The sequence below is a fragment of the Caulobacter sp. GW821-FHT12A07 genome (assembly GCF_058807655.1).
In genome coordinates this window covers 42,786-66,590 of sequence record NZ_JBXAQX010000010.1, presented here as the reverse complement: position 1 = coordinate 66,590, position 23,805 = coordinate 42,786, and the positions used below count along the sequence as shown (strand labels likewise).

14 protein-coding genes and 1 pseudogene are annotated in these 23,805 nt (G+C 67.6%); 3 read left to right on the top strand and 12 right to left on the bottom strand.

Annotated elements, in window-relative coordinates; translation table 11 throughout:
• Nucleotides 1–3: 3 nt before the first annotated feature.
• Entirely contained in the window at nucleotides 4–1,551 is a 1,548-nt protein-coding gene (locus AC1RRS_RS18890; protein ID WP_492856442.1) for an efflux transporter outer membrane subunit, read from the bottom strand.
• 207 nt (nucleotides 1,552–1,758) lie between these two features.
• Here AC1RRS_RS18890 and AC1RRS_RS18885 point away from each other — a divergent pair.
• Nucleotides 1,759–5,097 (top strand): annotated as a pseudogene (locus tag AC1RRS_RS18885) (TonB-dependent receptor).
• A gap of 202 nt (nucleotides 5,098–5,299) precedes the next feature.
• Here the strand turns inward: AC1RRS_RS18885 and AC1RRS_RS18880 are convergent.
• The 3 genes from AC1RRS_RS18880 to AC1RRS_RS18870 form a co-directional block, all read right to left on the bottom strand.
• The gene (locus tag AC1RRS_RS18880) at nucleotides 5,300–6,277 is read right to left on the bottom strand and encodes a DegT/DnrJ/EryC1/StrS family aminotransferase (protein ID WP_492856441.1); all 978 of its coding nucleotides are present in this window, start codon (nucleotides 6,275–6,277) and stop codon (nucleotides 5,300–5,302) included.
• A 145-nt stretch (nucleotides 6,278–6,422) separates the two neighbouring features.
• A complete protein-coding gene (locus AC1RRS_RS18875) occupies nucleotides 6,423–7,979 on the bottom strand; it encodes a class I adenylate-forming enzyme family protein (protein ID WP_492856440.1) in 1,557 nt (518 codons plus the stop codon).
• Nucleotides 7,980–8,128: 149 nt separating this feature from the next.
• A complete protein-coding gene (locus AC1RRS_RS18870) occupies nucleotides 8,129–10,207 on the bottom strand; it encodes a 3-hydroxyacyl-CoA dehydrogenase NAD-binding domain-containing protein (RefSeq protein WP_492856439.1) in 2,079 nt (692 codons plus the stop codon).
• Between the two features lie 467 nt (nucleotides 10,208–10,674).
• On the opposite strand from AC1RRS_RS18870, the gene AC1RRS_RS18865 reads away from it, so the two are divergent.
• Nucleotides 10,675–11,703 (top strand): adenosine deaminase, encoded by a 1,029-nt coding sequence (locus tag AC1RRS_RS18865; RefSeq protein WP_492856438.1) that lies wholly within the window; start codon nucleotides 10,675–10,677, stop codon nucleotides 11,701–11,703.
• Nucleotides 11,704–11,887: 184 nt separating this feature from the next.
• Here AC1RRS_RS18865 and AC1RRS_RS18860 read toward each other — a convergent pair whose 3' ends face one another.
• From AC1RRS_RS18860 to AC1RRS_RS18850, 3 genes are all read right to left on the bottom strand, one after another.
• A complete protein-coding gene (locus tag AC1RRS_RS18860; RefSeq protein WP_492856437.1) occupies nucleotides 11,888–13,192 on the bottom strand; it encodes a metal-dependent hydrolase family protein in 1,305 nt (434 codons plus the stop codon).
• Nucleotides 13,193–13,287: 95 nt separating this feature from the next.
• On the bottom strand, nucleotides 13,288–14,517 hold the full coding sequence (locus tag AC1RRS_RS18855) for a TetR/AcrR family transcriptional regulator (RefSeq protein ID WP_492856436.1): 1,230 nt from the start codon (nucleotides 14,515–14,517) through the stop codon (nucleotides 13,288–13,290).
• Between the two features lie 86 nt (nucleotides 14,518–14,603).
• Entirely contained in the window at nucleotides 14,604–16,523 is a 1,920-nt protein-coding gene (locus AC1RRS_RS18850; protein WP_492856435.1) for a hybrid sensor histidine kinase/response regulator, read from the bottom strand.
• A gap of 129 nt (nucleotides 16,524–16,652) precedes the next feature.
• Here AC1RRS_RS18850 and AC1RRS_RS18845 point away from each other — a divergent pair, with 129 nt between their 5' ends.
• The gene (locus AC1RRS_RS18845; protein WP_492856434.1) at nucleotides 16,653–17,876 is read left to right on the top strand and encodes a serine hydrolase domain-containing protein; all 1,224 of its coding nucleotides are present in this window, start codon (nucleotides 16,653–16,655) and stop codon (nucleotides 17,874–17,876) included.
• Nucleotides 17,877–18,046: 170 nt separating this feature from the next.
• On the opposite strand, the gene AC1RRS_RS18840 is transcribed toward AC1RRS_RS18845, so the two are convergent.
• The 5 genes from AC1RRS_RS18840 to AC1RRS_RS18820 all read right to left on the bottom strand — a co-directional run bounded on the left by AC1RRS_RS18840 (nucleotide 18,047) and on the right by AC1RRS_RS18820 (nucleotide 23,769).
• Nucleotides 18,047–18,943, bottom strand: coding sequence for a pirin family protein (locus AC1RRS_RS18840; protein ID WP_492856433.1), 897 nt, complete (start codon nucleotides 18,941–18,943; stop codon nucleotides 18,047–18,049).
• 124 nt (nucleotides 18,944–19,067) lie between these two features.
• Nucleotides 19,068–19,760, bottom strand: coding sequence for an RDD family protein (locus AC1RRS_RS18835; RefSeq protein WP_492856432.1), 693 nt, complete (start codon nucleotides 19,758–19,760; stop codon nucleotides 19,068–19,070).
• A gap of 119 nt (nucleotides 19,761–19,879) precedes the next feature.
• A complete protein-coding gene (locus AC1RRS_RS18830; RefSeq protein ID WP_492856431.1) occupies nucleotides 19,880–20,173 on the bottom strand; it encodes a hypothetical protein in 294 nt (97 codons plus the stop codon).
• Between the two features lie 781 nt (nucleotides 20,174–20,954).
• Nucleotides 20,955–21,677, bottom strand: coding sequence for a DUF2290 domain-containing protein (locus AC1RRS_RS18825; protein ID WP_492856430.1), 723 nt, complete (start codon nucleotides 21,675–21,677; stop codon nucleotides 20,955–20,957).
• Nucleotides 21,652–23,769, bottom strand: a complete 2,118-nt coding sequence (locus tag AC1RRS_RS18820) for a DEAD/DEAH box helicase (protein WP_492856429.1) — start codon at nucleotides 23,767–23,769, stop codon at nucleotides 21,652–21,654. The genes AC1RRS_RS18825 and AC1RRS_RS18820 overlap by 26 nt, the downstream gene beginning before the upstream one ends.
• Nucleotides 23,770–23,805 lie beyond the last annotated feature (36 nt).

Here is a 23,805-nt window from a genome sequence, read left to right as displayed (position 1 = left end):
TTCTCATCGCGGAGCGCGTTCGGAGGCGGTGTCGGCTGCCTGGGCGGACGCCCGGGGCGGAAGCGGGGCGGGGGCGTTCGGCGACCAGCCGCCGCCGAGCGCCTTGTAGGTCTGGACGGCGCGTTGCAGGGCCTGGGTCTGGGCGCCGGTCAGGGCGCTGCGGGCGCTGCGCCAGGTCTGCTCGTTCTGCAGGTTGGTCGTCTGGTCGACGAGCCCCAGGCCGTAGCCCTTGCGGCTGGCGGCGTAGGCGCTGGCGGCGCGGGCCTCGCCGGCCTTCAAGAGGGCGACGCGGCGGTTGTCGGCGGCCAGCTGGGTGATGGCGTTCTCGGCCTCGCCATAGGCCGTCTGCACGGCCTTCTCGTAGGCGACGGCGGCCTGCTCGGTGCGGGCGTCCTGGGCGTCGATGTCGGCCAGCAGCTGGGGGATGTTGAGCAGCGGGATGGTGAGGCCGCCGCCGAGGGTCCAGGAGCCGGTGGTGGTCGAGGTCGTGCCGCCGCTGGCGCCGCTGCCGGTGAAGTCGAAGGCCGGCGAGACGCTCTTGGCCCAGCCCAGACCCGGGGTCAGGTTGAAGGTCGGGAACAGGGCCAGCTGGTTGACCTTGAGATTGCCGGCGGCCGAGGCCAGGCGGGCCTGGGCCTCGCGCACGTCGGGACGGCGCTCCAGCAGGGCGCCCGGCACGGTGGCCGGAACCGGCGGCGGGGCGTCGAGGGCGGCCTCGACGTTCAGGCTGGCCAGCGGGGCGATCCCGCGTCCGACCAGGATCAGCAGGCTGCGGCGGGCGGCCTGGAGCTGGGCTTCGTAGTCGGCCGCCTGGGCCTCGGATTGAGCCAGGGTGGCGGCGGCGCTGTCGGCTTCCGAACCGGCCGACAGGCCAAGCCTGGCCTTCCTGGTCGCCAGCTCGCCCAGCGACTGGCTGATGCGGGCGCTCTCGCGGGCGTCGGCCAGTTGCACGGCCAGGCCCTTGGCCTCGAAATAGGACTGGGCGACGTTGGCGGCCAGGGCCGCGCGGGCGCCCTCATAGGCGAAGCGGGCGGCGGCCAGGTCGTTGTTCACCACCTGCAGGCCGGCCTTGCGACGGCCCAGATAGTCGAGCTCCCACGAGACGTCGAAATTGGCGCTGTAGCTGTCGGTGTCGCCGCCGAGGGTGAAGCTGGTCCCGCCGCTCTGGTCGAGGATCTCGGTGTGCTTGCGGCTGGCCGCGCCCTTCACCTGGCCCGACGGGATGTAGAGCTGGCGGATGTTGCTCTTGCGGACGGCGCGGGCCTCTTCCAGCACGGCAGCGGCGCTGCGGGCGTCGGGGCTGCGCTCAAGGGCGGTGGCGATCAGGGCGTCGAGCTGGGGATCGCCGAACTGGGTCCACCACTGGTCGAGGGCGGCGGCGGGCAGGGGCGCGCCGGCCGGGGCCTCGAAGGCCGTCGGCAGGCGGGTGTCGGGCGTGCGCGGGGCGGCGGTGTTGCAGCCGGCCAGCAGCAGGGCGGCCAGGCTCGCGCCCGCCAGGGCGGAGAGGCGCGCAGCCGTCGGCCGGCGATCCGCGATCGCGTCGGAACTCATCGAGATTTCACCCCACACTGTCGGACGACCGACCCATAACGGATAGACAGGACCGTCGTTCGCTCAATTAGGGCGACAACTCACAGGAAAAAAGCCCGTCTCGCCGCTGTGCGACGGGAATTGTCCGCGATTGCGGTCACTACGTAGATGACCTCGTCCCGGCTTGGCGCCTGCGCGGCGGACGCCCGGGGTGGTCGCCGCATCTCGATACCCGGAATTCAAGGCGGCTCAGCTTGCCGGAAAATTACGGCGGTTGACGCTTGGGAAAACATACTCAATCATCGAAACAGTCGTTCGACTCTCGATGTCGAGCCCGCTCGTCCTGCGGTCGAGCGGCCAAGAAAGCTTTGCGTACAAAGTATCCGGCGAGAGGGGGATCCCAAGGTGTCGGCGTCTAAGTTCGCATCTTCCATTTTCGAAACGCGCGATTTCGCGACGGCGGGCGGCCGTCCGAGGCGTTGGCGCGTGGAGGATACCGTCGACCCCTAGAGAGAGATCCGTCCTCGCCCAAGCGCTCCGAAAAAGAAGAGACAGACCGGGAGAGGGAAGATGACCAGGAAGACCTATCTGCGCGCGGGCTCGGCCGGCGCGCTGGCGATGGCGCTCGCCGCGACGGCGGGCGCGGCGTGGGGGCAGGAGGCGACGCAGGTCGAGGAGGTGGTGGTCACCGGCTCGTTCATCCGCGGCACGCCCGAGGACGCGGCCCTGCCGGTGGACGTGATCGGGGCCGAGGAACTGCAGAAGCGCGGCTCGCCCTCGACCGTCGAGATGATCAAGGCCCTGTCGGTGTCGAACGGGGTGCTGGGCGACACCAACCAGTTCGACAGCCGCGCCCAGGGCTCGGAAGGCTCGGGCTCGGTGAACCTGCGGGGGCTGGGCTCGCAGCGCACGCTCGTCTTGCTGAACGGCCGGCGCCTGGCGATCAATCCGCTGGCCGCGGCCGGGGCGGGCATCGTCGACACCAACATCATTCCCGCCGCCGCCATCGGCCGGGTGGAGGTGCTGAAGGACGGGGCGGCGGCGACCTATGGCTCGGACGCCATCGCCGGGGTGGTCAACTTCATCACCAAGAAGAACGTCGACGGGCTGGAGATGGCCGCCGACTACCGCGCCATCGACGGCTCGGACGGCGACTACGGCCTCAGCCTGACCTACGGCAAGCGGTGGGAGAACGGCGACATGCTGCTGAGCGCCGGCTGGCAGCACCGCTCCAAGCTCAGTGTCGCCGAGCGCGACTGGGCCAATCGCGGCTATCTCGACAATCCGGAGGCCGGCTGGTCGGCGGCGGGAAATCCCTCGACCTTCATCCCGGCGGCCAGCCCGACCAACGGCATGCGCGATCCGGCCTGCGCCAGCCTGGGCGGCTTTCCCGGCTTCAGCGGCCTGACGCCGGTCTGCTACTGGCACTACACGCCGTTCGACAACCTGGTGGAAAAGTCCAACGCCGTGCAGGTCTATGGCGAGATCAACGCCAGGCTTTCCGACACCACCAAGCTGCACGTCGAGGCCCTGTGGTCGCATACCGACGTGCCCGACTGGAACACCTCGCCGTCCTACGCCGCCCTGGCCGTGCCGACCGCCGAGGTGGCGGCCTCGGCCGGCCTGATCGGGCGCTACTACGTGCCGGCGACCAATCCGGGCCTGGCCGCCTTCATCGCCGCCAACCCGACCGTGACCCTGACGGGCCTGGGCACCGGCGCCCAGATCACCGTGCCGACGGCGACGGTGTTCGCCTTCGGGGCCATCAACGCCGCCAACCGGCCCTACGGCATCGGCGGCAATCCCAAGTTCGGCTACGGCCCGTCGATCGGCTCGCGCTCGTTCGACGCCTATCGCGTCTCGGCCGACCTGAAGGGCGAGTTCGACAACGGGATCGGCTGGGAGGCGGCGCTGACCTATTCCCAGGAGGTCGGCATCCGCACGGGCTACGACACCCTGGTCAACCGCTTCGCCCTGGCGCTGCGCGGGCTGGGCGGGCCCAACTGCGACACCGACCCGAACACGGCGGGGATCCAGGGCACGCCGGGCGTCGGCGGGTGCCAGTATTACAACCCCTTCGCCAGCGCGATCCCGGGCAACGCCATCACCGGCGTCGCCAATCCCGGCTACGTCTCCAGCCTGGCCAACAGCAAGGAACTGACCGACTGGTTCTTCAAGAAGCTGTCGACCAAGCAGACCTCGCGATTGTTCGTGGCCGAGGCGGTGCTGAACGGCAAGACGGCCATCACCCTGCCGGGCGGCGACATCGCCTGGGCGGCCGGGGTGCAGTACCGCCGGACCTATTTCACCTCGACCTTCAACGACATCTCCAACGCCCTGATCAATCCGTGCGTCAACACGCCGGACTATGGCGTGACCACCTGCACGGGCTCGGCGCGGAACGGGCCGTTCATGTTCCTGGGCGTCAACACGCCGGCCGACAATCAGAGCGACGTGGTGGCGACCTTCGGCGAGCTCAGCCTGCCGATCACGCAGACGGTGCAGGCCCAGCTGGCGGCGCGTTATGAGGACTACGGCGGTGGGGTCGGTTCGACCTTCAACCCCAAGGCCTCTGTGCGCTGGCAGGCGACGCCGTGGATGGCGGTGCGGGCCTCGGCCGGCTCGACCTTCCGCGGGCCGCCGGATCCGCTGACCACCACGACCTCGGTGACCTCGCTGCAGGGGATCCTGGGCGTCTTCCGGGCGGTCGACATCTTCGGCAATCCGGACCTGAAGCCCGAGAAGGCAAACACCTACAATTTCGGCCTGCTGTTCAAGGCCGGCGCCTTCAAGGCCAGCGTCGACTACTTCCGGTTCGACTTCAAAAACCCGATCGTGGCCGAGCCGGTGGCCGGCATCACCAGCGCGCTTTATCCGAACGGGGCGGCGGGGACCAACAACTGCGGGAACAGCGCCTACGCGGCCTTGCAGGCGCGCTTCACCTTCAACGGCGCGTGCGGCACGCCGACCACCAGCATCGCGCGGCTGAAGACCTTCTACATCAACGGCGCGCCGATCGAGAATTCGGGCTTCGACTTCTCGGCCGATTACGCCTTCCAGGGCGTGCTGGGCGGGGAGCTGGCCGTCGGCGGCAGCGCGACTTACATTCAGAAGTACGAGGTGGGGGCGACCAGCGTCGAGGGCGTGGTGGTCGAAAAGGCCTTCGACGCGGTGGGTCTGCTGAACTACCAGACCACCGTCGTGCCGATCCCGCAGTGGAAGGGCGACGTCTTCGCCGAATGGAGCCGGGGGCCGCACAACCTGCGCCTGACGGTGCACTACATCGGCGAGTACACCGACCAGCGCACCGCGCCGTTCGCCACCGGAGCCTACAAGGACACGACCGGGGCGGCCGTGACGGTGGCCAACGGCAAGACCATCGACGCCCAGGTGCTGACCGACCTGGCCTATCGCGTGCTCCTGCCGCGGGATGCTACCGCGAGCATCGCGATCACCAACCTGTTCGACAAGGACCCGTCCTACGCGAGGCTCGACCTCGGCTACGACCCGTTCACCGGCGACCCGCTGGGGCGGACCTACAAGCTGAGCCTGCGCAAGAAGTTTTGAGATCCCCGCCTCGGGGAACTGGCGATCGACTTCCTCCGTCGATCTCCCTGGGCCGGGGACGAAAGTCTCCGGCCTTTCTGTTGCTTCGCCCTGCGGGCAGCCCCCTCAGTCGCTCCGCGACAGCTCCCCCAGAGGGGGAGCATCTGCTGCGTAGATCCTCCCCCTCTGGGGGAGGTGGCCCGGAGGGCCGGAGGGGGTCTTCTCAAACCTGAGCCACCGCTCGCCGAACCGCTTCGGCCAGGTCGTCGAGGTCGGCGATGTCGAGGTCGGCGGCGAAGGGCAGGCCGAGCATCTTGCCGGCCAGGTGGTCAACGACGGGAACGGCGTCGGCGGGAGCTTCGGGATCGCGCACGCCCACGCAGGTGACGAAGCGGCCCTCGACGGCCAGCAGGGCGGCGACGGCCGGGGCGCAGCCCTCGGCGACGCTGACCACGCAGGCGCTGGACACCCACGACAGGCCCCAGCCGGGCTGGAACTGGATCGGCGAGCCGAGCAGCAGCATGCGCAGGCGCTGGGCGTTGGTGGCCAGCTGCTGGCGCTTGAGGGTCCAGCCGTCGAGGCCGGCCTCGCCTTCGAAGGCGGGGGCCGACAGGCGGGCGATCAGGTCGGCGTCCTCGGCGGCGACGAACACGCCCTGGCCGCCCGGCAGGCCGACGACCACCGGGACCGGGGCGTCCATGATCACGTCGTAGCCGAAGGTGGCGTCGACCACGATCGGCAGGCCGGTCTCGGCCTGGAAGGCGGCCAGCGCGGCGAGGTCGGGGGCTCGGCCGAAGGCGCAGGTGGTGACGATGGCCTCGAGCGGGCAGGGGGCTTCGGTCAGGCGCTCGCGCAGGTGGGCGGTGTCGACCATCCAGGTGAACGGATCGACGTCGACCAGCCACGGCGTCAGGCCGGCGGCGGCGACGCCTTCGAGGGTTTCGCGGCCGGCCAGGGCCGAGACGATGCAGACCCCGCCGGGGCGGGCGCCCTGGGCGGCCAGCAGGTCGGCGGTGGCGGCGGCGCGGTCGGCGGCGGCGCGCACGGCGGTGGGACGGGAGAAGCGCTGGGCCAGCCGCCCGTTCAGGTCGTCGGCCGGGACCAGGGCGCGGGAGACGGCGTCGAAATCGATCGGCGCGTCGGAAGCGGGACCCTGGACTTTCGGCTGCGACGCCAGAACGGCGGCTGTGAGAGAGGACATGCGATCGACGCTTCCGCAACAAAGGCGCCCCGACGACGCCATCATGGTTAACTGAAGGTATCGAGTGACTCGGGGCCGCCCGATGCGGCGCGCCGTCGCGGTGTAGATTCCGGCTTTTGCGGGTTTTGCACCGTGATCCCTCTCTCTATGAGAGAGGGGTCTTGGCGTTCCACCCGTCCCGCAGTTCGCGCTTGAGCACCTTGCCGATGTGGCTGCGGGGCAGGGCGTCGACGAGGACGAGGTCGGTCAGGCGCTGGGTCTTGCCCAGGCGCTCGTTGGCGAAGGCGCGGACGGTCTGCGCGTCGGCCGCGGCGCCGGGCCGCAGGGCGACGAAGGCGATCGGGGTCTCGCCCCAGGCCTCGGACGGCACGCCGACCACGGCGGCCTCCAGCACGTCGGGGTGGGTGGCGATCACCGCCTCCAGGTCGCTGGGATAGATGTTGAAGCCGCCGCTGATGATCATGTCCTTCTTGCGATCCATCAGGGTGAGGAAGCCCTCGTCGTCGAAGCGGCCGACGTCGCCGGTGCGGATGAAGGACAGGCCTTCGGGGCTGGTCCAGGTGGCTTCCGCCGTCTTGCCGGGCTGGCCGTGATAGCCGTTCATCATGCCGGCCGAGCGGCCGACGATCTCGCCGACCACGCCGGGACCGACCTGCACGCCGTCCTCGTCGATCAGGCGGATGTCGTGGCCGGGGGCGGGACGACCCACCGTGTGCAGCTTGTCCGGGTGCTCGTGGGCCATGAGGATGCAGGTGCCGCCGCCCTCGGTCATGCCGAAATATTCGACGAGGCCGCCGGGCCAGCGGCGCAGGACCTCGGCCTTCAGTTCGGGGGCGAACGGGGCGCTGGTGCAGAACTTCAGCCGGGTGGTCGACAGGTCGAAGGCGTCGAAGTCCGGATGGGCCAGCAGGCGGCGGTACTGCACCGGCACCAGCATGGCGTGGGTCATGCGGTGCTGCTGGGCGAGCTCCAGGAAGCGGCCGGCGTCGAACTTCCTCATCAGCACCACGGTCCCGCCGCCGGCCAGGGTGGGGAAGAAGCAGACCAGGGTGGTGTTGGAATAGAGCGGGGTCGACAGCAGGGTGACCGCGTCCGCCCCATAGCCGACGGCGTCGCCGCGGAAGACGTGCTTCCAGCGCATGCCGTGCGACTGGACGATGCCCTTGGGCGCGCCGGTGGTGCCGCTGGAATAGATGATGTTGAACGGATGCTCGGGGCCGATCTCGACCGGCGCCGGCGCGGCGCCTTCAGGCGCCAGCCAGGCCTCGAAGGCCTCGCCGGCGGCCGAGCCGTCCAGGGCGATGGTGCGGGCAGCGATCGGGGCGGGTGTCTGGGCCTCGGCCACGCCGGCGTCGACGAAGAACAGCCTGGCCCCGCAGTCGGCGACCATGCCGGCGATGGCCTGCGGCGTGGAGGACGGCGCCAGCGGCGCGACCGCCACCCCGGCCCGCAGGCCGCCGAGGAACACGGCCGCATAGGGGATCGACGACAGGGCGCAGACGGCGACGGCCTCGCCGGGCTGGACGCCGTCGCGCTGCAGGGCGGCGGCGACGCGGTCGGCCAGGGCGTCGAACTGGCGGTAAGTGGCGGCCTCGCCGGTCTCCATGATCACGGCGGGGCGGCCTGGGGCCTCAAGGGCGCGCTCGCGGAGGATGTCGTCCATCACGCCGTAGTCGGCGGTGATCATGGAGGGGATGCTCATGGGGACTCCTTGCACTTTGCGGGCGCCTGCGCTGGCCCCCTCCGGCCCTCCGGGCCACCTCCCCCAGAGGGGGAGGATCTTGCGGCGTAGATGCTCCCCTTCTGGGGGAGCTGTCGCGGAGCGACTGAGGGGGCGCCGCGCAGCGGCGGCTACGCGTCCTTGAAGCCCTTGCCCTCGGCGACCAGCCGTTCCAGCAGGGCCGACGGCTTGAAGTCGTCGCCGTGTTTGGCCTGGAATTCCTTCATCTTGGCCAGGACCTTGTCGAGCCCGACCAGTTCTCCCCAGAACATCGGGCCGCCGCGATAGACCGGCCAGCCGTAGCCGTTGATCCAGACGATATCGATGTCGGAGGCGCGGATGGCCTTGCCCTCTTCGAGGATCTTCGCGCCCTCGTTGACCATCGGATAGAGGCAGCGTTCGAGGATCTCTTCGTCGCTGATCTCGCGCCGCTGGATCTGGCGCTTCTCGGCGAAGTCGAGGATCACCTTCTCCACTTCGGCCGACGGTTTGGCCACGCGGTTCTCATCGTAGTCGTAGAAGCCCTTGCCGTTCTTCTGGCCGCGGCGGTCCATCTCGCACAGCACTTCGCGCACGGTCGAGGAGCTGGTCTTGGCCGGGTCCCAGCCGATGTCGAGGCCGGCCAGGTCGCTCATGGCGAACGGCCCCATCGGCAGGCCGAAGTCGTAGAGCACGCGGTCGACGTCCCAGGGCATGGCGCCTTCGAGGATCAGCTTCTGGGCCTCGCGCTGGCGCTGGGCCAGCATGCGGTTGCCGACGAAACCGAAGCAGTTGCCGACCAGGACGGCGACCTTGCCGATCTTCTTGCCGGTCTGCATGGCGGTGGCGATCACCGACTTGTCGGTCTTCTCGCCGCGCACGATCTCGAGCAGGCGCATGACGTTGGCCGGCGAGAAGAAGTGCAGGCCGATGACGCTTTCGGGCCGGCTGGTGACGGCGGCGATGGCGTCGACGTCGAGATAGGAGGTGTTGGTGGCCAGGATCGCGCCGGGCTTGGCGATCTTGTCGAGCTTGGTGAAGACCTCCTTCTTGATCTCCATCAGCTCGAACACGGCCTCGATGATCAGGTCGCAGTCGGCCAGGTCTTCCAGGTGCATGGAGGGGGTCAGCAGCCCCATGCGCTTTTCGACGTCGTCCTGGGTGAGGCGGCCCTTCTTGGCGGTGTTCTCGTAGTTCTTGCGGATGGTGGCGACGCCGCGGTCGAGGTTCTCCGACTTGGCCTCGATGATCGTCACCGGGACGCCGGCGTTGAGGAAGTTCATCGAGATGCCGCCGCCCATGGTGCCGGCCCCGATGACGCCGACCTTTTTCACCGGGATCGTGGGGGTGTCGTCCGGCACGTCGGGGATCTTGGCGGCCTGGCGCTCGGCGAAGAACACGTAGCGCTGGGCGGCCGACTGGCTGCCGGTCATCAGCTCCATGAACAGCCGGCGCTCTTCCTTCAGCCCCTCGTCGAAGGGCAGGTTCACCGCCGCCTCGATGCACTTGATGTTGTTTTCGGGGGCGAGGAAGCCGCGGAACTTCTTGGCGTTGGCCTTGCGGAATTCGGCGAAGATCTCGGGCTTGCCGCGGGCGGCCTCGACCTTGGCGGAAAGGTCGCGGACCTTGGCCAGCGGCTTGTCCTCGGCCAGCACCACGCGGGCGAAGGCGATGGCCCCGTCGCGCAGGGCGCCTTCCTCGACCAGGCTGTCGAACAGGCCCATGGCGAGAGCCGCCTTGGCCGGCACGTGCTGGCCGGTGGTGACCATCTCCAGCGCCTTCTCGACGCCGACGATGCGCGGCAGGCGCTGGGTGCCGCCGGCCCCGGGCAGCAGGCCGATGTTCACTTCCGGCAGGCCCGCCTTCGCGGACGGCACGGCGACGCGGTAGTGGGCGACCAGCGCCACCTCCAGCCCGCCGCCCAGCACCGTGCCGTGGATGGCGGCGATCACCGGCTTGGGCGAGTTTTCGATGGTGTTCTGCACGTCCTGCAGCGAGGGGCCGGTCATGGCCTTGCCGAACTCGCTGATGTCGGCGCCGGCGATGAAGGTCTTGCCCTCGCAGATCAGCACGATGGCCTGGACGGCCGGATCGCCGATCGCCGCCTCGAAGGCGCCCTTCAGCCCTTCGCGGACCTGGGCCGACAGGGCGTTGACGGGAGGCGAGTTCAGCGTGACGACGCCGATGTCGCCTTCGACGGTCAGATCGGTGACGGCGTTGATCGCGGCCATGCGGTTCCACCCTTTTGGTTCGTTTGAACGCTTGTTTGATCCTAGCCTGCACGACGCCGCGCGAGAGTCCAGAGGGGCGCGGACGGCGCCGCTTTTTCGGGCGCCGCAGGTTGACGCCGTGGGCGTCGTACTGGACATTCGAAGGGTTCAGTTTCGGCCGAGAGAGCACCTGCCGGTGCGGGCCGACGTGACGCCCACGTCGGCGCGTAAGCCTACGGTCTCCCAAGAACAATCGGCCAAACTGGGGAGGGAGTTCGCACCAGGACCGGCCGGCCGGCCGCCGCCGCTTGCAGGCGTGCGGGACATTCCAAGACCGTTTCAGGCGCGAGCGCGACGCGGTGCATACGACGCGTCGAAACTAAGAGGTGAAGCGCACCTCGGCGCGGGGGCCCCACGCTCCCGCGCCGCCTTGTGCGGGCTTGACGCGCGGACTTGACCCTGGCGCCTCGCGAGCCGATGGAATTCCCATGACCGACACCACGCTCGAAGCCTTCGCCCGCGGCCTGCCCAAGGCCGAACTGCACATGCACATCGAGGGCAGCCTCGAACCGGAACTGATGTTCGCCCTGGCCGAACGCAACGGGATCGCCCTGCCGTACAAGTCGGTCGAGGAGATCCGCGCCGCCTACGCCTTCTCCAACCTGCAGGACTTCCTGGACATCTATTACCAGGGCGCGGGCGTGCTGATCACGCGGGCCGACTTCAAGGACCTGGCCCTGGCCTATTTCGAGCGCCTGGCGGCCGACGGCGGGGTGCACGCCGAGATCTTCTTCGACCCGCAGACCCACACCGAACGCGGGATCGCCTTCGAGACGGTGATCGACGGCCTGCTGGACGGCATGGACGAGGCCGAAAGCCGCTGGGGCGTGACGTCGAAGCTGATCCTCTGCTTCCTGCGGCACCTGTCGGAAGACAGCGCCTTCGAGACGCTGGAACTGGCCAAGCCGCACCTTTCCAAGATCGCCGGCGTGGGCCTGGATTCCTCGGAGGTCGGCCATCCGCCGGCCAAGTTCGCCCGGGTGTTCAAGGCCGCGCGCGACCTCGGCCTCAAGATCGTCGCCCACGCGGGCGAGGAGGGGCCGCCGGAATATGTCTGGGAGGCCATCGACCTGGTGGGCGTCGACCGCATCGACCATGGCAACCGCGCGCTTGAGGACGAGGCGTTGACGGCCCGTCTGGTCGCGGACGGGACGACCCTGACGGTCTGCCCGCTGTCGAACCTGAAGCTCTGCGTGGTGCCGGACCTGACGGCGCACCCGATGCGGAAGATGCTGGACCTGGGGCTGAAGGCGACGGTGAACTCCGACGACCCGGCCTATTTCGGCGGCTACCTGCTGGACAACTATCTGCAGACCGCCAAGGCCGTGGACCTGACGCGGGACGACCTGGTGGTGCTGGCCAGGAACAGCTTCTCCGGCTCGTTCCTCGACGAAGCCGAGAAGGCGCGGCGGCTGGCGCAGGTGGACGCGTACGTGGCTGAAAATCCCTCTCTCTGAGAGAGAGGGAGGGGCCCACGCCGAGGGCGTGGGAGGGTGAGAGGTTACACTCTCTCCGGATGAGGCGCGGTGGTTGGAGTTGCGGTTCCACCCACGTGGGTTTGCTTGTGGGCGGTGAAACCTCTCACCCTCCCACCGCTGCGCGGCGGGCCCCTCCCTCTCTCAAAGAGAGAGGGGACAGGAGCTACCGCGGCAGCACTTCCACCCCGCCGGCCTTGTAGACGACCCCGCCCTTCATCACGAACGCCACCTTGCGCATCAGGCTGATGTCGGCGGTCGGATCACCGCTCACGGCCACGAGGTCGGCGAAGGCGCCGGGCGCAACCCGGCCCACGGCCGGATCGCCGATCAGGTCGCCGGCGGCGCCGGTGGCGGCGGTCAGGGCCTGGGTGGGGGTGAGGCCGCCCTGGACCAGCAGGTCGAACTCCAGCGTGTGGTCGCCTTCGCCGAGGTCGGTGCCGTAGGCGATCTTGACCCCGGCCTTCACGGCGTTGGGGAAGTTCCGCTTGGGGATCAGGTCGTTGGCCAGCTCCTTCTCGGCCGTGCCGGGCGGCAGCAGTTCGGGATGCTTGGACGCCGTCTCGTAGAAGACGTCGTAGACGCTGAGCGTCGGCACCAGGTAGACGCCGCGCTCCTTCATCAGCTTCAGCGCCTCGGGCGTGGCGAACGAGCCGTGCTCGACGGAGTCGATCCCGGCCTTGACCGCCGTCTCGATGGCGGGGGCGGGATAGATGTGAGCGGCGACCTTGAGGCCGAGGCCATGGGCGGTGCGGACGGCTTCCTCGATCTCGTCCTGGGCCATGGTCTGGTGGCGCGGATCGTCGCCGATCGAGGCGATGCCGCCGGACGGCATCAGCTTGATCACCGTGGCCCCGCGGCGCTTGTGCTCGCGCACCTTCAGCCGGGCCTCCAGCGGCGAGTTGACGATCCCGTTGTCCCAGCCGGGGTTGGAGAGGGCCGGGTCGACGCCGCTGCGGCTGTCGCCATGGCCGGCGGTGGGGCCGAGCGGCTCCAGGGCGATCCAGAGGCGCGGGCCGGCGATCTTGCCGCCGTCGATGGCGTCGCGGACGGCCGCCGTCTCCGGGCCGCCGCCGAGGTCGCGGGCGGCGGTGAAGCCCTGCAGCAGCATCTGGCGGGCGTAGAGCGCGCCGTCGAAGGCGCGGTCGATGTCGGAGTGGGTGACGCCGTACTCGACGGCGTTGGTCTTGCTGGGCAGGGCCGCGCCGATGTGGACGTGGGCGTCGATCAGGCCGGGCAGCACGGTCTGGGTCTTCAGGTCGACGATCTGCGCGCCCGCCGGGGCGGTCCAGCCGTCCTCGACGGCGATCACCCGGTCGTCTCGGATCACGACGGTGCTGGGGCCGCGCAGCTTGGCGCCATCGAACAGCTTGCCGGCCTGGACGGCCTTGTCGGCGGCGCTGGCCAGGCCGGGCGCGGCGAGCAGGGCCGCGCTCGCCAGCAGGAGGGCGCGGATCGTGGACTTGGGCATGGACGCTTCCCCGAAATGAACGCTTCCGGCTTGGCGCGCGGCGACCGCCGCGTACAGGGCAAATCGTTTGAGAGCGGCGAAAACGGCTCGGCCGCCTACCGCGCCATCAGCCCCATCAGCAGGGGGCGGGCGAATAGCCGCGCGGCGTCTTCGCGCGTGACGCCGGGGGCCCAGGCCTGCAGCGAGGCGGCGGCGTTGAGCATGGAGTTGATCATGTGGGCGGCCACCAGCGGATCGACCGCGCGCACCGAGCCGTCGGCGATCCCGTCGGCGATCATGCCGGCGAAGCGGTTGGAGCCGCGGGCGTAGCCGTCGCTCATCTCGTGGCGGATCTCGATCGGCAGGGCGCCCATCGACGAGGCGCGCAGCAGCGGGCCGTGGTCCGACAGCTGGTACTCGACCAGGGCCGCCGTCGCCGCCGACACCGCCGTCCAGCCTTCGCCAGATAGGCCGAGGGCGGCGAGCTGGGCGCGGCGGGTGACCGCGAAGGTGCGCTTGAAGCACTCGACCACCAGGGCGTCCTTGTCATCGTGGTGGTGGTAGAACGAGCCCTTGGTGACGTTCAGCGCCGCCGAGATGTCCTCGACCGAGGCTCCGCGATAGCCGCGCTGGTTGATCAGGCGAGTGGCGGCCACGAGGAAGGTCTCGCGCCATTCCTGCCCTTCGTCGGAGGCGGGGGTCGGGTCGGGCAGGGCGGGCGGCGCCCAGTCGCGTCCGGCCGCGGCGATGCCGCCCACGAGAATGTCGTACATCCGCTCGCGCACCCGCTCGTAGTCGTCGAGGTCGAAGCGGCGCAGCCAGGCGCCGGTCCAGAAGACCTGTTCCAGCAGCAGGTGGGCGCGGGCGTTGCGCTCGGCCTTGTCGAGATGGGCGAAGGCCTCGCCGTCGAAGAAGCCGCGCACGCGGCGGAAGATGTCGGCGAAGGCGGCCTGGACCGAGGCCCGCATCGGCTCCTTCAGGGCGCGGATCTCGGTGAAGCTGGCCAGGGGCGGGGCTTCGCCGGCGCGGACCTGGCGGGAAAGATCGAGATAGAGGGTCAGGAACTTGCGGATGCGCGCGGCGGCGTCGGGCTGCGCCGCGGCCTCGTCGATCATGGCGTCCAGCCGCTCCAGCCCGCGGATGAAGCAGGCGGCGGCCAGGTCGTCCTTCTTGCGGTAGTAGTAGGTGACGCTGGTGGTGATCAGCCCGACCTTGGCGGCGACGTCGGCCAGGGTCATGCCCTTGACGCCCTGGCGGTTCAGCACCGCCGTCGCGGCCGCCAAGATGGCTTCCTTCTTCTGTGCGTAACGCGCCGTCGCGGCGGTGACGGTGTGGCCGTCGTCCATGGTCAGGCCCCCTGCAACGCCTCGTGCAGGCGTTGGACTCTCTGGTCCAATCTAGGCCTGGAACGAGGCGGCAGAAAGGCCTTCGTTCAGGAGGTCTCCAGCGTGCGGGCAGGCAGGGCGTTGGCGACCGCGCGGATCAGGGCGGCCGGCGACAGCGGCTTGGCCACCGCGCCGTTCATGCCGGCCTCGACATAGGCGGCCTGCTGGTGGGCCATGGCGTTGGCGGTCATGGCCAGGATCGGCGCGGCGCCGGCCCGGCCGGGCAGCTTGCGGATGGCGCGGGTGGCCTCGACGCCGTCCATCACCGGCATCTGGATGTCCATGAAGATCAGGTCGTAGCCCAGGCGGGCGGCGGCGATGCCGGCCGCGCCGTCCTCGGCCGTGGCCACGCGGGCGCCGAGGGCCTCGAGCATGCGGGTGGCGATCAGCCGGTTGACGGCGTTGTCCTCGACCAGCAGCACGTCCAGGCCCGCCAGCAGCGGCGTGTCGGGCTCGGCGGGAGCGGGGTTGCGGGCCGGGGCCTCGGCGGGAGCGGCCAGGATCTCCAGCCAGAAGGTCGAGCCCTGGCCGGGCGTGCTGGAAAAGCCGATGTCGCCGCCCATCATCCCCGCCAGCCGGCGGGTGATCGACAGGCCCAGGCCCGCGCCGCCGAACCGCCGGGTGGTCGAGCCGTCGGCCTGGCTGAAGCGCTCGAACAGGGTTTCGGCCGCCTCGGGCGAGATGCCGACGCCGGTGTCCTCGACCTCGAAGCGCAGGCGCAGACCCCCAGGGTCGGGCGAGACGGAAAGGCGCGCGGTGACGCCGCCCTCCAGGGTGAACTTCACGGCGTTGCCGATCAGGTTGAACAGCGCCTGGCGCAGGCGGACCGGGTCGGCCAGGACCCAGCCGGCGCCCACGGGCGGGGCCTCGACCGTCAAACGCAGGCCCTTCTGGTCGGCCTGGGGCTCCAGCAGGTGGGCGACGCTGCGCAGCAGGGCCGACGGATCGAGCGGCTCGGGGGAGAGCTCCAGCTTGCCGGCCTCGATCTTGGAGAAGTCGATGATGTCGTTGAGCAGTTCGGCCAGCATGGCGCCGCAGCCCAGGGCCTCGGCCAGCAGGTTGCGGCCGTCGTCGGACAGGCGCTCGTGCTCCAGCAGGTGCAGTACGCCCAGCACCCCGTTCATCGGGGTGCGGATCTCGTGGCTCATATTGGCCAGGAAGCGCGACTTGGCCTCGGCGGCGTCGAGGGCGGCGTTGCGGGCGACCAGCAGTTCGGTGACGTCCTGGCTGATGCCGATGACGTCGAAGAGCTCGCCGGCCCCGGCCCGCACGCCGCGCCAGTCGGTGCGCATCCAGATCCAGTTGCGGCTGGTCGGATCGGCGTGGCGATAGACGAGCTGGGCGTGCTCGCCGGTCTCCTGGGTGCGGACGAAGGCCTGGCTCATCATCGTCCGGTCGTCGGGGTGGATGGCGGCCATCATCTCCGGCACGGTCATCTGCCGGGCGTCGCCCATCGGGGCGGCCAGGGTGGTGATCTCCTGCTCGAAGAAATAGATCCCCTTGCGGGTCTCGAACCGCCAGACATAGACGCCGGCGGCGTTGCGCAGCATCTCGTTGGCGCGGTCGGCCTGCTGGCGCTGGAGGCGGCGCACGCGCTCCTCGGAGAAGTCCTGGAAGACGATCAGCAGCGCCCCGTCGGGCAGGATCTTGGAGCGCGAGCGCACCCACAGCCAGCCGCCGCCCTTGCGGGCCAGGCGGTGCTCGGACTGCACCTGGCCCTCGGCCCGCAGGATGCGGCCGGCGCTTTCCAGCACCTCGGTGTCGTGCAGATGCAGGAAGTCGCGGATGTGGCGGCCCAGGGTCTCCTCGGCGCTCCAGCCGGCGATCTGGCTCCAGGCCGGATTGACGCGGACTATGGCGCGGCCCTGCACCACCACGAACATGTCGAGGCTGTTCTGGAAAAACCAGTCGGCCGCGGCGCGGTCGGTGCTGGTGGCGGGCGTCTCTTCGTCCGGCCCCTTGCCCATCAAGCTCCCCTCGTCTTCAATCGATCAACGCAGGATGAGGTGAAGGTTGCGTTATCCGTACCGCCTATTCGATCCGCGAAAAGAAGGCGACCGTGACGCAAGGTCGCGCCAGTGTGGGGAAGAACGCAAGTGAGCACGCCCGAATCCGTCGGTCTGTCATCCAGCCGACTGAAACGCATCGACGCCTTTCTGCAGGAAAAGTACGTCGGTCCCGGCCTGCTGCCTGGGGCGCAGGTGCAGGTCTGGCGGCGCGGACAGCTGGCCCACGAGGCCGTGCTGGGCCTGGCCGACCGTGAGCGCAATACGCCGCTGAAGGCCGACAGCCTCTATCGCATCTACTCGATGACCAAGCCGATCACCTCGATCGCCTTCATGATGCTGGTCGAGGAGGGCAGGGTCGCCCTCGAAGACCCCGTCCACCGCTTCATCCCGGCCTTCAAGGACCTGGGCGTGTTCGCCGCCGGGGCGCTGGGCGCGTTCCAGACCAGGCCGCTGGCCGAGCCGATGCGGATGATCGACCTGCTGCGCCACACGGCCGGCTTCACCTACGGCTTCCAGCAGCGGGGCAATATCGACGCGGCCTATCGCAAGCTGCACCTGGACGACCTGCCGGGGCCGCGCGACCTGGACGGCTTCATCGCCGAGCTGGCGAAACTCCCCCTGGAGTTCAGCCCGGGCGAGGCCTGGAACTATTCGGTCTGCACCGACGTGCTGGGCTACCTCGTCCAGCAGATCTCCGGCCAGCCGCTGGATGAGTTCTTCAAGGCGCGGATCTTCGAGCCGCTGAAGATGGTCGACACCGGGTTCTTCGCGCCGGAGGCGGACCATGGGCGCCTGGCGGCCTGCTACAGCCTGGATCCCAAGGGGCGGGTAGTGCTGCAGGACGATCCGGCCACCAGCCCGTTCCTCAAGGACCCGCTGTTCAAGTCGGGCGGCGGCGGGCTGGTCTCGACGGCGTCGGACTATATGCGCTTCTGCCGGATGATCCTGAACGGCGGCCAGCTGGACGGCGCCCGCATCGTCAGCCCCAAGACCCTGAAGGCGATGATGCTCAATCACCTGCCGGGCGGCAGAGAGCTGACCCAGATGTCGAAGTCGCTGTTCAGCGAGAGCGTCTTCGAGGGCCTGGGCTTCGGCCTCGGCTTCGCCGTCACCGTGGACCTGGCCCGCACCCGCAATATCGGCAGCCCCGGCGAGGCCTATTGGGGCGGCATGGCCTCGACCGCCTTCTGGGTGGATCCCATCGAGGACCTGGCGGTGGTGTTCATGACCCAGCTGATGCCGTCGAGCGTCTATCCGATCCGGCGGGAGCTTAGGACGCTGGTTTATGCTGCGTTCGAGGAGGCGGCTTAGGGACCCTTCTCCCCTTGCGGGAGAAGGTGGCGCCGATAGGCGACGGATGAGGGGTCTCTCAGACCCTTCAGCCGCCGCATCCGGTCGTGCCGCCTGTCGCGGCTGAGCGGACTTTCGACCCCTCATCCGTCAGCTTCGCTGACACCTTCTCCCGCAAGGGGAGAAGGATCTTAGGACATCGGCGGCGCGGGAGGCGTCGGATCCTCCGGCAACGGAATGAACTCGCCGTTGTCGAGATCCGGCAGCTTCATCCGCCCGGCGCGCCAGTCGGCCTTGGCCTGTTCGATGCGGTCCTTGGACGTCGAGACGAAGTTCCATTCGATGAAACGCGGGCCGATCGGCTCGCCGCCCAGCAGCATGACGACGGAAGGCTCCAGGGCCTCGAAGACCACGGTCTCGCCGGGTTCGAACACGGCCATCTGGGCGGCTTCCAGCACGCGGCCGGCGACCTCGACCCGGCCGCTGGAGACGTAGGCGGCGCGTTCGGGATATTCGGCGGGCAGGGCGGCCTTGGCGCCGGCGGCCAGCTGCCAGTGGACGTAGAACAGCGGCGAGTGCACCGGCACCTTGGACTTGGCGCCAAAGGCCTCGCCGGCGATCAGCCGGGCCTTCAGGCCGGCGCTTTCGTAGAAGGGCAGGTCCAGGTCGCCGGCGTGGTGGGTGAAGCCGGGGTCGATCTCCTCCAGCTCGGTGGGCAGGGCGATCCAGGCCTGCATGCCGTCCATCAGCCCGCCGTCGTGGCGCAGGGTCTCGAAGCGCTCGGAGTGGGTGATGCCCGAGCCGGCGGTCATCCAGTTGACCTCGCCCGGCAGAATCTCGATGTCGGAGCCGACGCTGTCCTTGTGGGTGATGGCCCCGTCGAACAGGTAGGTCAGGGTGGACAGGCCGATGTGCGGATGCGGCCGCACGTCGACGCTCCGGGGAAAGCCTGGCTGGAACTGGGCCGGCCCCATGTGGTCGAGGAACACGAACGGCCCGACCATCCGCCGCCTGGCGAACGGCAGCACCCGCCCGACCTCGAAACCGCCGATGTCGCGGCGGCGGGCGTCGATGACGAGGTCGATCATGGGGGGCTCCGTGTCGGTCCGGGGGGAAGCTGTTGCGCCGCCGGAGAATCCCACGCCCCGCGCGCGGCGTCTTGCAGTTTCTGACCCTTCGCCTCGGTGCGTGGTCCTCGTCCCGGCGGGAAGCCTAGCCCGCCATCGACGAGAAGCGGTCGATGACGCCCAGCAGCCGCTCGCCGCCCCAGATCAGGCCGCCGACCACCATCAGCGTTCCCTGCCAGACCCCCATCGGCCGATAGGTGACGCGGTAGCCGTCGTCGGCGTCCCACGGGGCGACGCGCTTGTCCTCCAGGGTCTCCTTGCCCTGCCACATGGTGTAGAGGCAGATCAGCGGCGCGCCGAGGCCCATGCCGAACACCACCACCCTGGCCTCGCGCTTGATCGACTGGATCAGGCTGAGGCGCTTGCCGTCGGCGCGGACCACGCGCACCCCGAACAGCCACTTGCCGAAGCTGCCGCCGCTGAGCGCCATCGACACGGCGATGAACGGTCCGGCCAGGATCACCAGGGTCGGCATGGCGATCAGCTGGCCGACGAAGTCCATGTCGAACAGGGCCAGGAACTGGTCGGTGGCGGTCGGGGCGACGAGGGCGCCGATCCCGCCGACCAGCACGATGCCGATCATGCCGAACACGAAGATGTCGACCGACCGGGCGAAATAGCGCCGCCAGGGATGGGGCGAGGCGTCGGTCCACGGATGCGGCTTGCGGCCAGAGGGGGCCGTCTCGGGCGCGGCCGTTTCCGGCGTGGCCTCGGGCGCGGGCGCGGGCCCAGGCGTGGGTTCGAGTTCGGGCGCGGCGCCCGCGGTGATGTCGGTCATGTGCAAAGCCCCCGATACGCGAAGAATCCCCGAGCCCCCTCGGGAAGCGCCACCATGGACCGCCGCGCGAGCGGGCTCAACCTTGGGGGCTGGTGGGGGGGGCTCGGAAGAGGGCGCCGCTAGCGGTCGTTCCACCAGGCGCCCTGACGGCGGAGGATCTCGACATACTCGTCGACGACGCTGGGCGGGCAGCCGCGGCGGCGCCTGAACTCGGCCTTCTTCTCGGCCTCGACGGCCGCCAGGCGCCGGGCCTCGGCGCGAGCGGCGGCCTTGGCGGCGGCGCGGACCTCGGCCTCGGCGCGTTCGGCGGCGCGCCTGGAGGCGCGCAACTGCGCCGGCGTCGGGGGCGGCGGCGGTGGAACCGGGCCGCGCGTGCGGTGCGGGCGGACGGGGGAGGGGTTGCGGCGGTTCATGGGGTGCTCCTTCCTTCTCCCCTTGCGGGAGAAGGTGGCGTCCGAAGGACGTCGGATGAGGGGTTTCTCGGAAATCGGACGCTGCGCCCCCGCCTGACCGCTGCACGCGGCTTTGAGGTCTGAGAGACCCCTCACCCGACCCCGCCTTCGCGGGGGCCACCCTCTCCCGCAAGGGGAGAGGGAACGGGTGGGCGATCTCACGCGGCGAGCCGCTGAGGGGATGGAGAGGGCGCGGGGCGTCCGGACCGCGTCCGGAGCTGTGTTTGGATGTACCGTTTCGACGAAGCCTTGACGCCCCGCGCGATCGTTTGACCTCAGGCCGGGGCGCGCGGGCCTTTTCCGCCCTTCACCCCCTTCGGCGTATGCCTTCCCCGGAACCGGGCTGTAAGCTTCGCTAGCCATCGCGTGCAGACAGAAGGCGCCGGAGCGGACCCTCGGGCGGGCGGGAGCCGATACAGGCAAACCCCCGATAGGCGGGTTTACGTCCCCCGCCCTCCGTTCAAGCCCCGCCGGCCCGGCTCACGCCGCTCCTTCAGCCCCGCTCGATCGCATCACCGCCGCACGCATCGGGCCGGATCCTAACGCCCTCTCCCCGCGACGGGACGAGGTCCATTATGCGGCCGGTTTGGAAGGGGCGGATGGAAAACGCTGGGAATTTTGTAGGGCGTTGATTGGGTTGGGGTTTTGGGGGCGGCGGAGGGGGATTGGGGATTCAAATTCGTCTTCTGTGCAGAACGTGCAAGTCACCTAACTCTGCTCGTCGCGAATGTTGTCCTGAACGCTATGCTCCAATTGCGCGCCCTATATGAATACCTCGGCGCTCCAAGGCGGAGAAGTCTGGAGACATTCTTGCGTTATCAACGAGACGCTGCATCTCCTCGTCTAGGCACGGTTCAACCTCCTCCCCAAAGAGGCGGCTGCACGTGCGCCATTGAACTGGATAATATAGCCGAAAAACCATTAGACTGAAGACGCGAGGTCCCAGCAAAACACCGCTTGGCCAGCGGTTTTCGGCGTCTCTGCCGATGTGGAAATGCGCGGCCGGATGAATGCGCTCTCTGTACTGCATGCGAGAGTACTCGAACCGTATTGGAGGTACGGCTCCATGGTAGGGGAGAGCCTCAAGGAGGCTATCGGCCTCGTCGTGCTCTAGATCTCCATTTTCGACATGTCGCTCCAGAGATTGAAGTTCTTCCATGGATGAAGGTACGCCCGTCAGCCATGGATTTGGCAAATAGGCAAGTCTCCAGTCAGTTTCGCTTGACCAGGAAAATTGGAATATGGCGTGGTCATTGAGAATGAAATTATACGATGATCGTGAGGAGGCGGATCTATATATATCGGCGTAGGTTGAGGCGGGGTTTAAGGCTACACGCCTGTGTTCTTCGTCCAAAGCGGTCGAGGCAAGTGCCGCCACCGAACGGTCGATGCGGAGCCTTTTCGCGATCGTCCAGGCCGCCACAATTTCTCGATTGAAGTCACCGAGTTCCACCGCGCGCTCCATCGGCCATCAACGTGCGCAGGTCGTCGTCAGTAAGTCCCAGTTCTTCTTTCAGGCGATCCATTTCCGCTTGGGCGCGTTGGAGCTTGGCATCCTTTTCGGAAAGATCTCGTTGAATTAACTCAATCTGTTGCGGGTCGCCGACCACGAACCGCATTTCGGGTGCAAGCTGAAGTGCTTTTGTAATCTCTGCATGCAGTGGCGCAAAACGGTCGCCCATCCCTGTGATCCGTAACCAGCCTTTACTGCGGGTGAAGGCGGTGAAGAGTCGATTGCGGCCATTGCGGCTGCCTAGGGGGACTGCATCGCAGCCGAGTACCGCCACAACCGCCGCTTCATTTCCTTTTGCTCGATACACGGTTGATAGGGTTGCTTTCCCTTCTATCAGAAAAGCAGGTTCGCTATATCTGTCGGCGATAATGTTATTTGAAGATATTCCACGGATCGCCAATGCTTCCGACAACTTAGAGATGTACATCTGTGAGGCGCGATCATCAATAGCTATCGCCATCAGGTCTTCGGGTTGGAGTCCACCGTCTAGGAAGCGTTTAAATTCATCTGCAACATATTCAACCTCGTCATTGGGCATTTCGAATTGATGAGATTGAACGAGTGGTACGTCAGTTATCAGTTGCGTCGGGCTATTTCTTTCTGGGCGCGTAATAACGACTTCCTGTCCGGGGCGGAGGTCGCCCTCTGCGATCTCATAGCCTACGTCTTCCCAGTGATCTCGATTTTGGAGCATCTGGACCTGAGTGCCGTAGATGCCAAATCCAATAGAGTGAGCCAGGACAAGCGTGTTGCGTTGATTTCTGTAACACTTGGGTAGAACGAAATCATTGGTTTCTGCTCCGTTGGGGAGTGATCGTTCCAGTGAAATTCGCGGCTCACCGTCGGTGTCGCGCCCAAACAGTTCGGTTGGGTTGCGGACATTTACGTTAAATACATTTTGAAGTTCATCGTAGGCCCAAACGATTTGCTTTAGGTCGCGATTCCCCTTTGCCAGCTCAAAGCAAAGTTGATAAAATCCGTCTGGAAAGTCTTGTCCCTCATCTATGAGAATTAGGTCGTAAAATGGTTTGATGCGCCCTGTCTGAATTAACTCTTGGCAAGCGAAGTCGAATGGCTGTTGTCCCGCAGCTGCGCCTGCCACAGCAGTGCTATAGGACATTGGAGCAATGCCTGCGCGCAAGGCGGCTTCTCGGTGTACGCCTGGTAGATCTTTTCTTCCCCAGCCATGATGAATATCAATCCGTGACCAATCTGGGTCGCCTTCGCCAAAGTGTCTGCAGAAGCGCGTGACCATCCTGGTCAAGTGATCGCGAAGGCTTCTTGTATAGTAGGTAATCAATATCTTCGCGGATGGATCGTCTAGGTGTGCAAGGGCAGCTTTCATCGCTAAGATGACCGTCTTGCCCGATCCGGCCAATCCTCTAATGCGTTGTGGCCCGGCAATTGCTGTGAGAGCGACGTGCCGCTGTTTCGCGTCAAATGTCGCGATTTCATCTTCAAGCGCGTTGAAGGAAACAGCTAGGCCCTGAGTGTGAGGATCGTCGATTGCTCGTCGGCTGGGGCGTGCAAGTGATTTCGCACCTTCAAAGATCGATCTGATTTCGGATACTTCATCCGATGTCAAAGATTGTGCGACTATTTCAGAAATTAGACGCGTAACTGATGGCAGGGACGTCAACGTGTCAACGTCATCGATTACTAACCCGTCGTAGCCCGGCGCAAAGACAATTGGCGTCACCGAAACTTTCAGTTGCCGGCTTCTCGTGCGTAATCGCGCACTCTTGACGAGTTGGGATATGGCGCTGGCTGCCATTTGACCAATACTTTCAGAGGCCGCCGCTACCGTCTTGGGTGTGGGGGCTGCGACCACTCGTATCAGTACGACGCCAAAATGTTCGCTCACTAGCGCCAAGTCCGCGAAATGGCGGACAGCTTCATAGTCCGTATATTTAGGCCATCCGTAGTATAGGACGCCGTTTCCGGGATCAAAGTCGGGTCTTGTGGTCCGGATTGCCGCTACCAGATCGTTGACTATCGGGTTGGGGGTCCGATCGATCCGGGTAGGTATGAATTCGACCGGCATAAAGTTCCTCGTCATCTGGGCGGCGAAGCGGATGGT

Excerpts from the sequence above, each read along its gene's own strand:
- AC1RRS_RS18890 (WP_492856442.1), bottom strand. The coding sequence starts at position 1,551 with ATGAGTTCCGACGCGATCGCGGATCGCCGGCCGACGGCTGCGCGCCTC.
- AC1RRS_RS18880 (WP_492856441.1), bottom strand. The coding sequence starts at position 6,277 with ATGTCCTCTCTCACAGCCGCCGTTCTGGCGTCGCAGCCGAAAGTCCAG.
- AC1RRS_RS18875 (WP_492856440.1), bottom strand. The coding sequence starts at position 7,979 with ATGAGCATCCCCTCCATGATCACCGCCGACTACGGCGTGATGGACGAC.
- AC1RRS_RS18870 (WP_492856439.1), bottom strand. The coding sequence starts at position 10,207 with ATGGCCGCGATCAACGCCGTCACCGATCTGACCGTCGAAGGCGACATC.
- AC1RRS_RS18865 (WP_492856438.1), top strand. The coding sequence starts at position 10,675 with ATGACCGACACCACGCTCGAAGCCTTCGCCCGCGGCCTGCCCAAGGCC.
- AC1RRS_RS18860 (WP_492856437.1), bottom strand. The coding sequence starts at position 13,192 with ATGCCCAAGTCCACGATCCGCGCCCTCCTGCTGGCGAGCGCGGCCCTG.
- AC1RRS_RS18855 (WP_492856436.1), bottom strand. The coding sequence starts at position 14,517 with ATGGACGACGGCCACACCGTCACCGCCGCGACGGCGCGTTACGCACAG.
- AC1RRS_RS18850 (WP_492856435.1), bottom strand. The coding sequence starts at position 16,523 with ATGGGCAAGGGGCCGGACGAAGAGACGCCCGCCACCAGCACCGACCGC.
- AC1RRS_RS18840 (WP_492856433.1), bottom strand. The coding sequence starts at position 18,943 with ATGATCGACCTCGTCATCGACGCCCGCCGCCGCGACATCGGCGGTTTC.
- AC1RRS_RS18835 (WP_492856432.1), bottom strand. The coding sequence starts at position 19,760 with ATGACCGACATCACCGCGGGCGCCGCGCCCGAACTCGAACCCACGCCT.
- AC1RRS_RS18830 (WP_492856431.1), bottom strand. The coding sequence starts at position 20,173 with ATGAACCGCCGCAACCCCTCCCCCGTCCGCCCGCACCGCACGCGCGGC.
- AC1RRS_RS18825 (WP_492856430.1), bottom strand. The coding sequence starts at position 21,677 with ATGGAGCGCGCGGTGGAACTCGGTGACTTCAATCGAGAAATTGTGGCG.
- AC1RRS_RS18820 (WP_492856429.1), bottom strand. The coding sequence starts at position 23,769 with ATGCCGGTCGAATTCATACCTACCCGGATCGATCGGACCCCCAACCCG.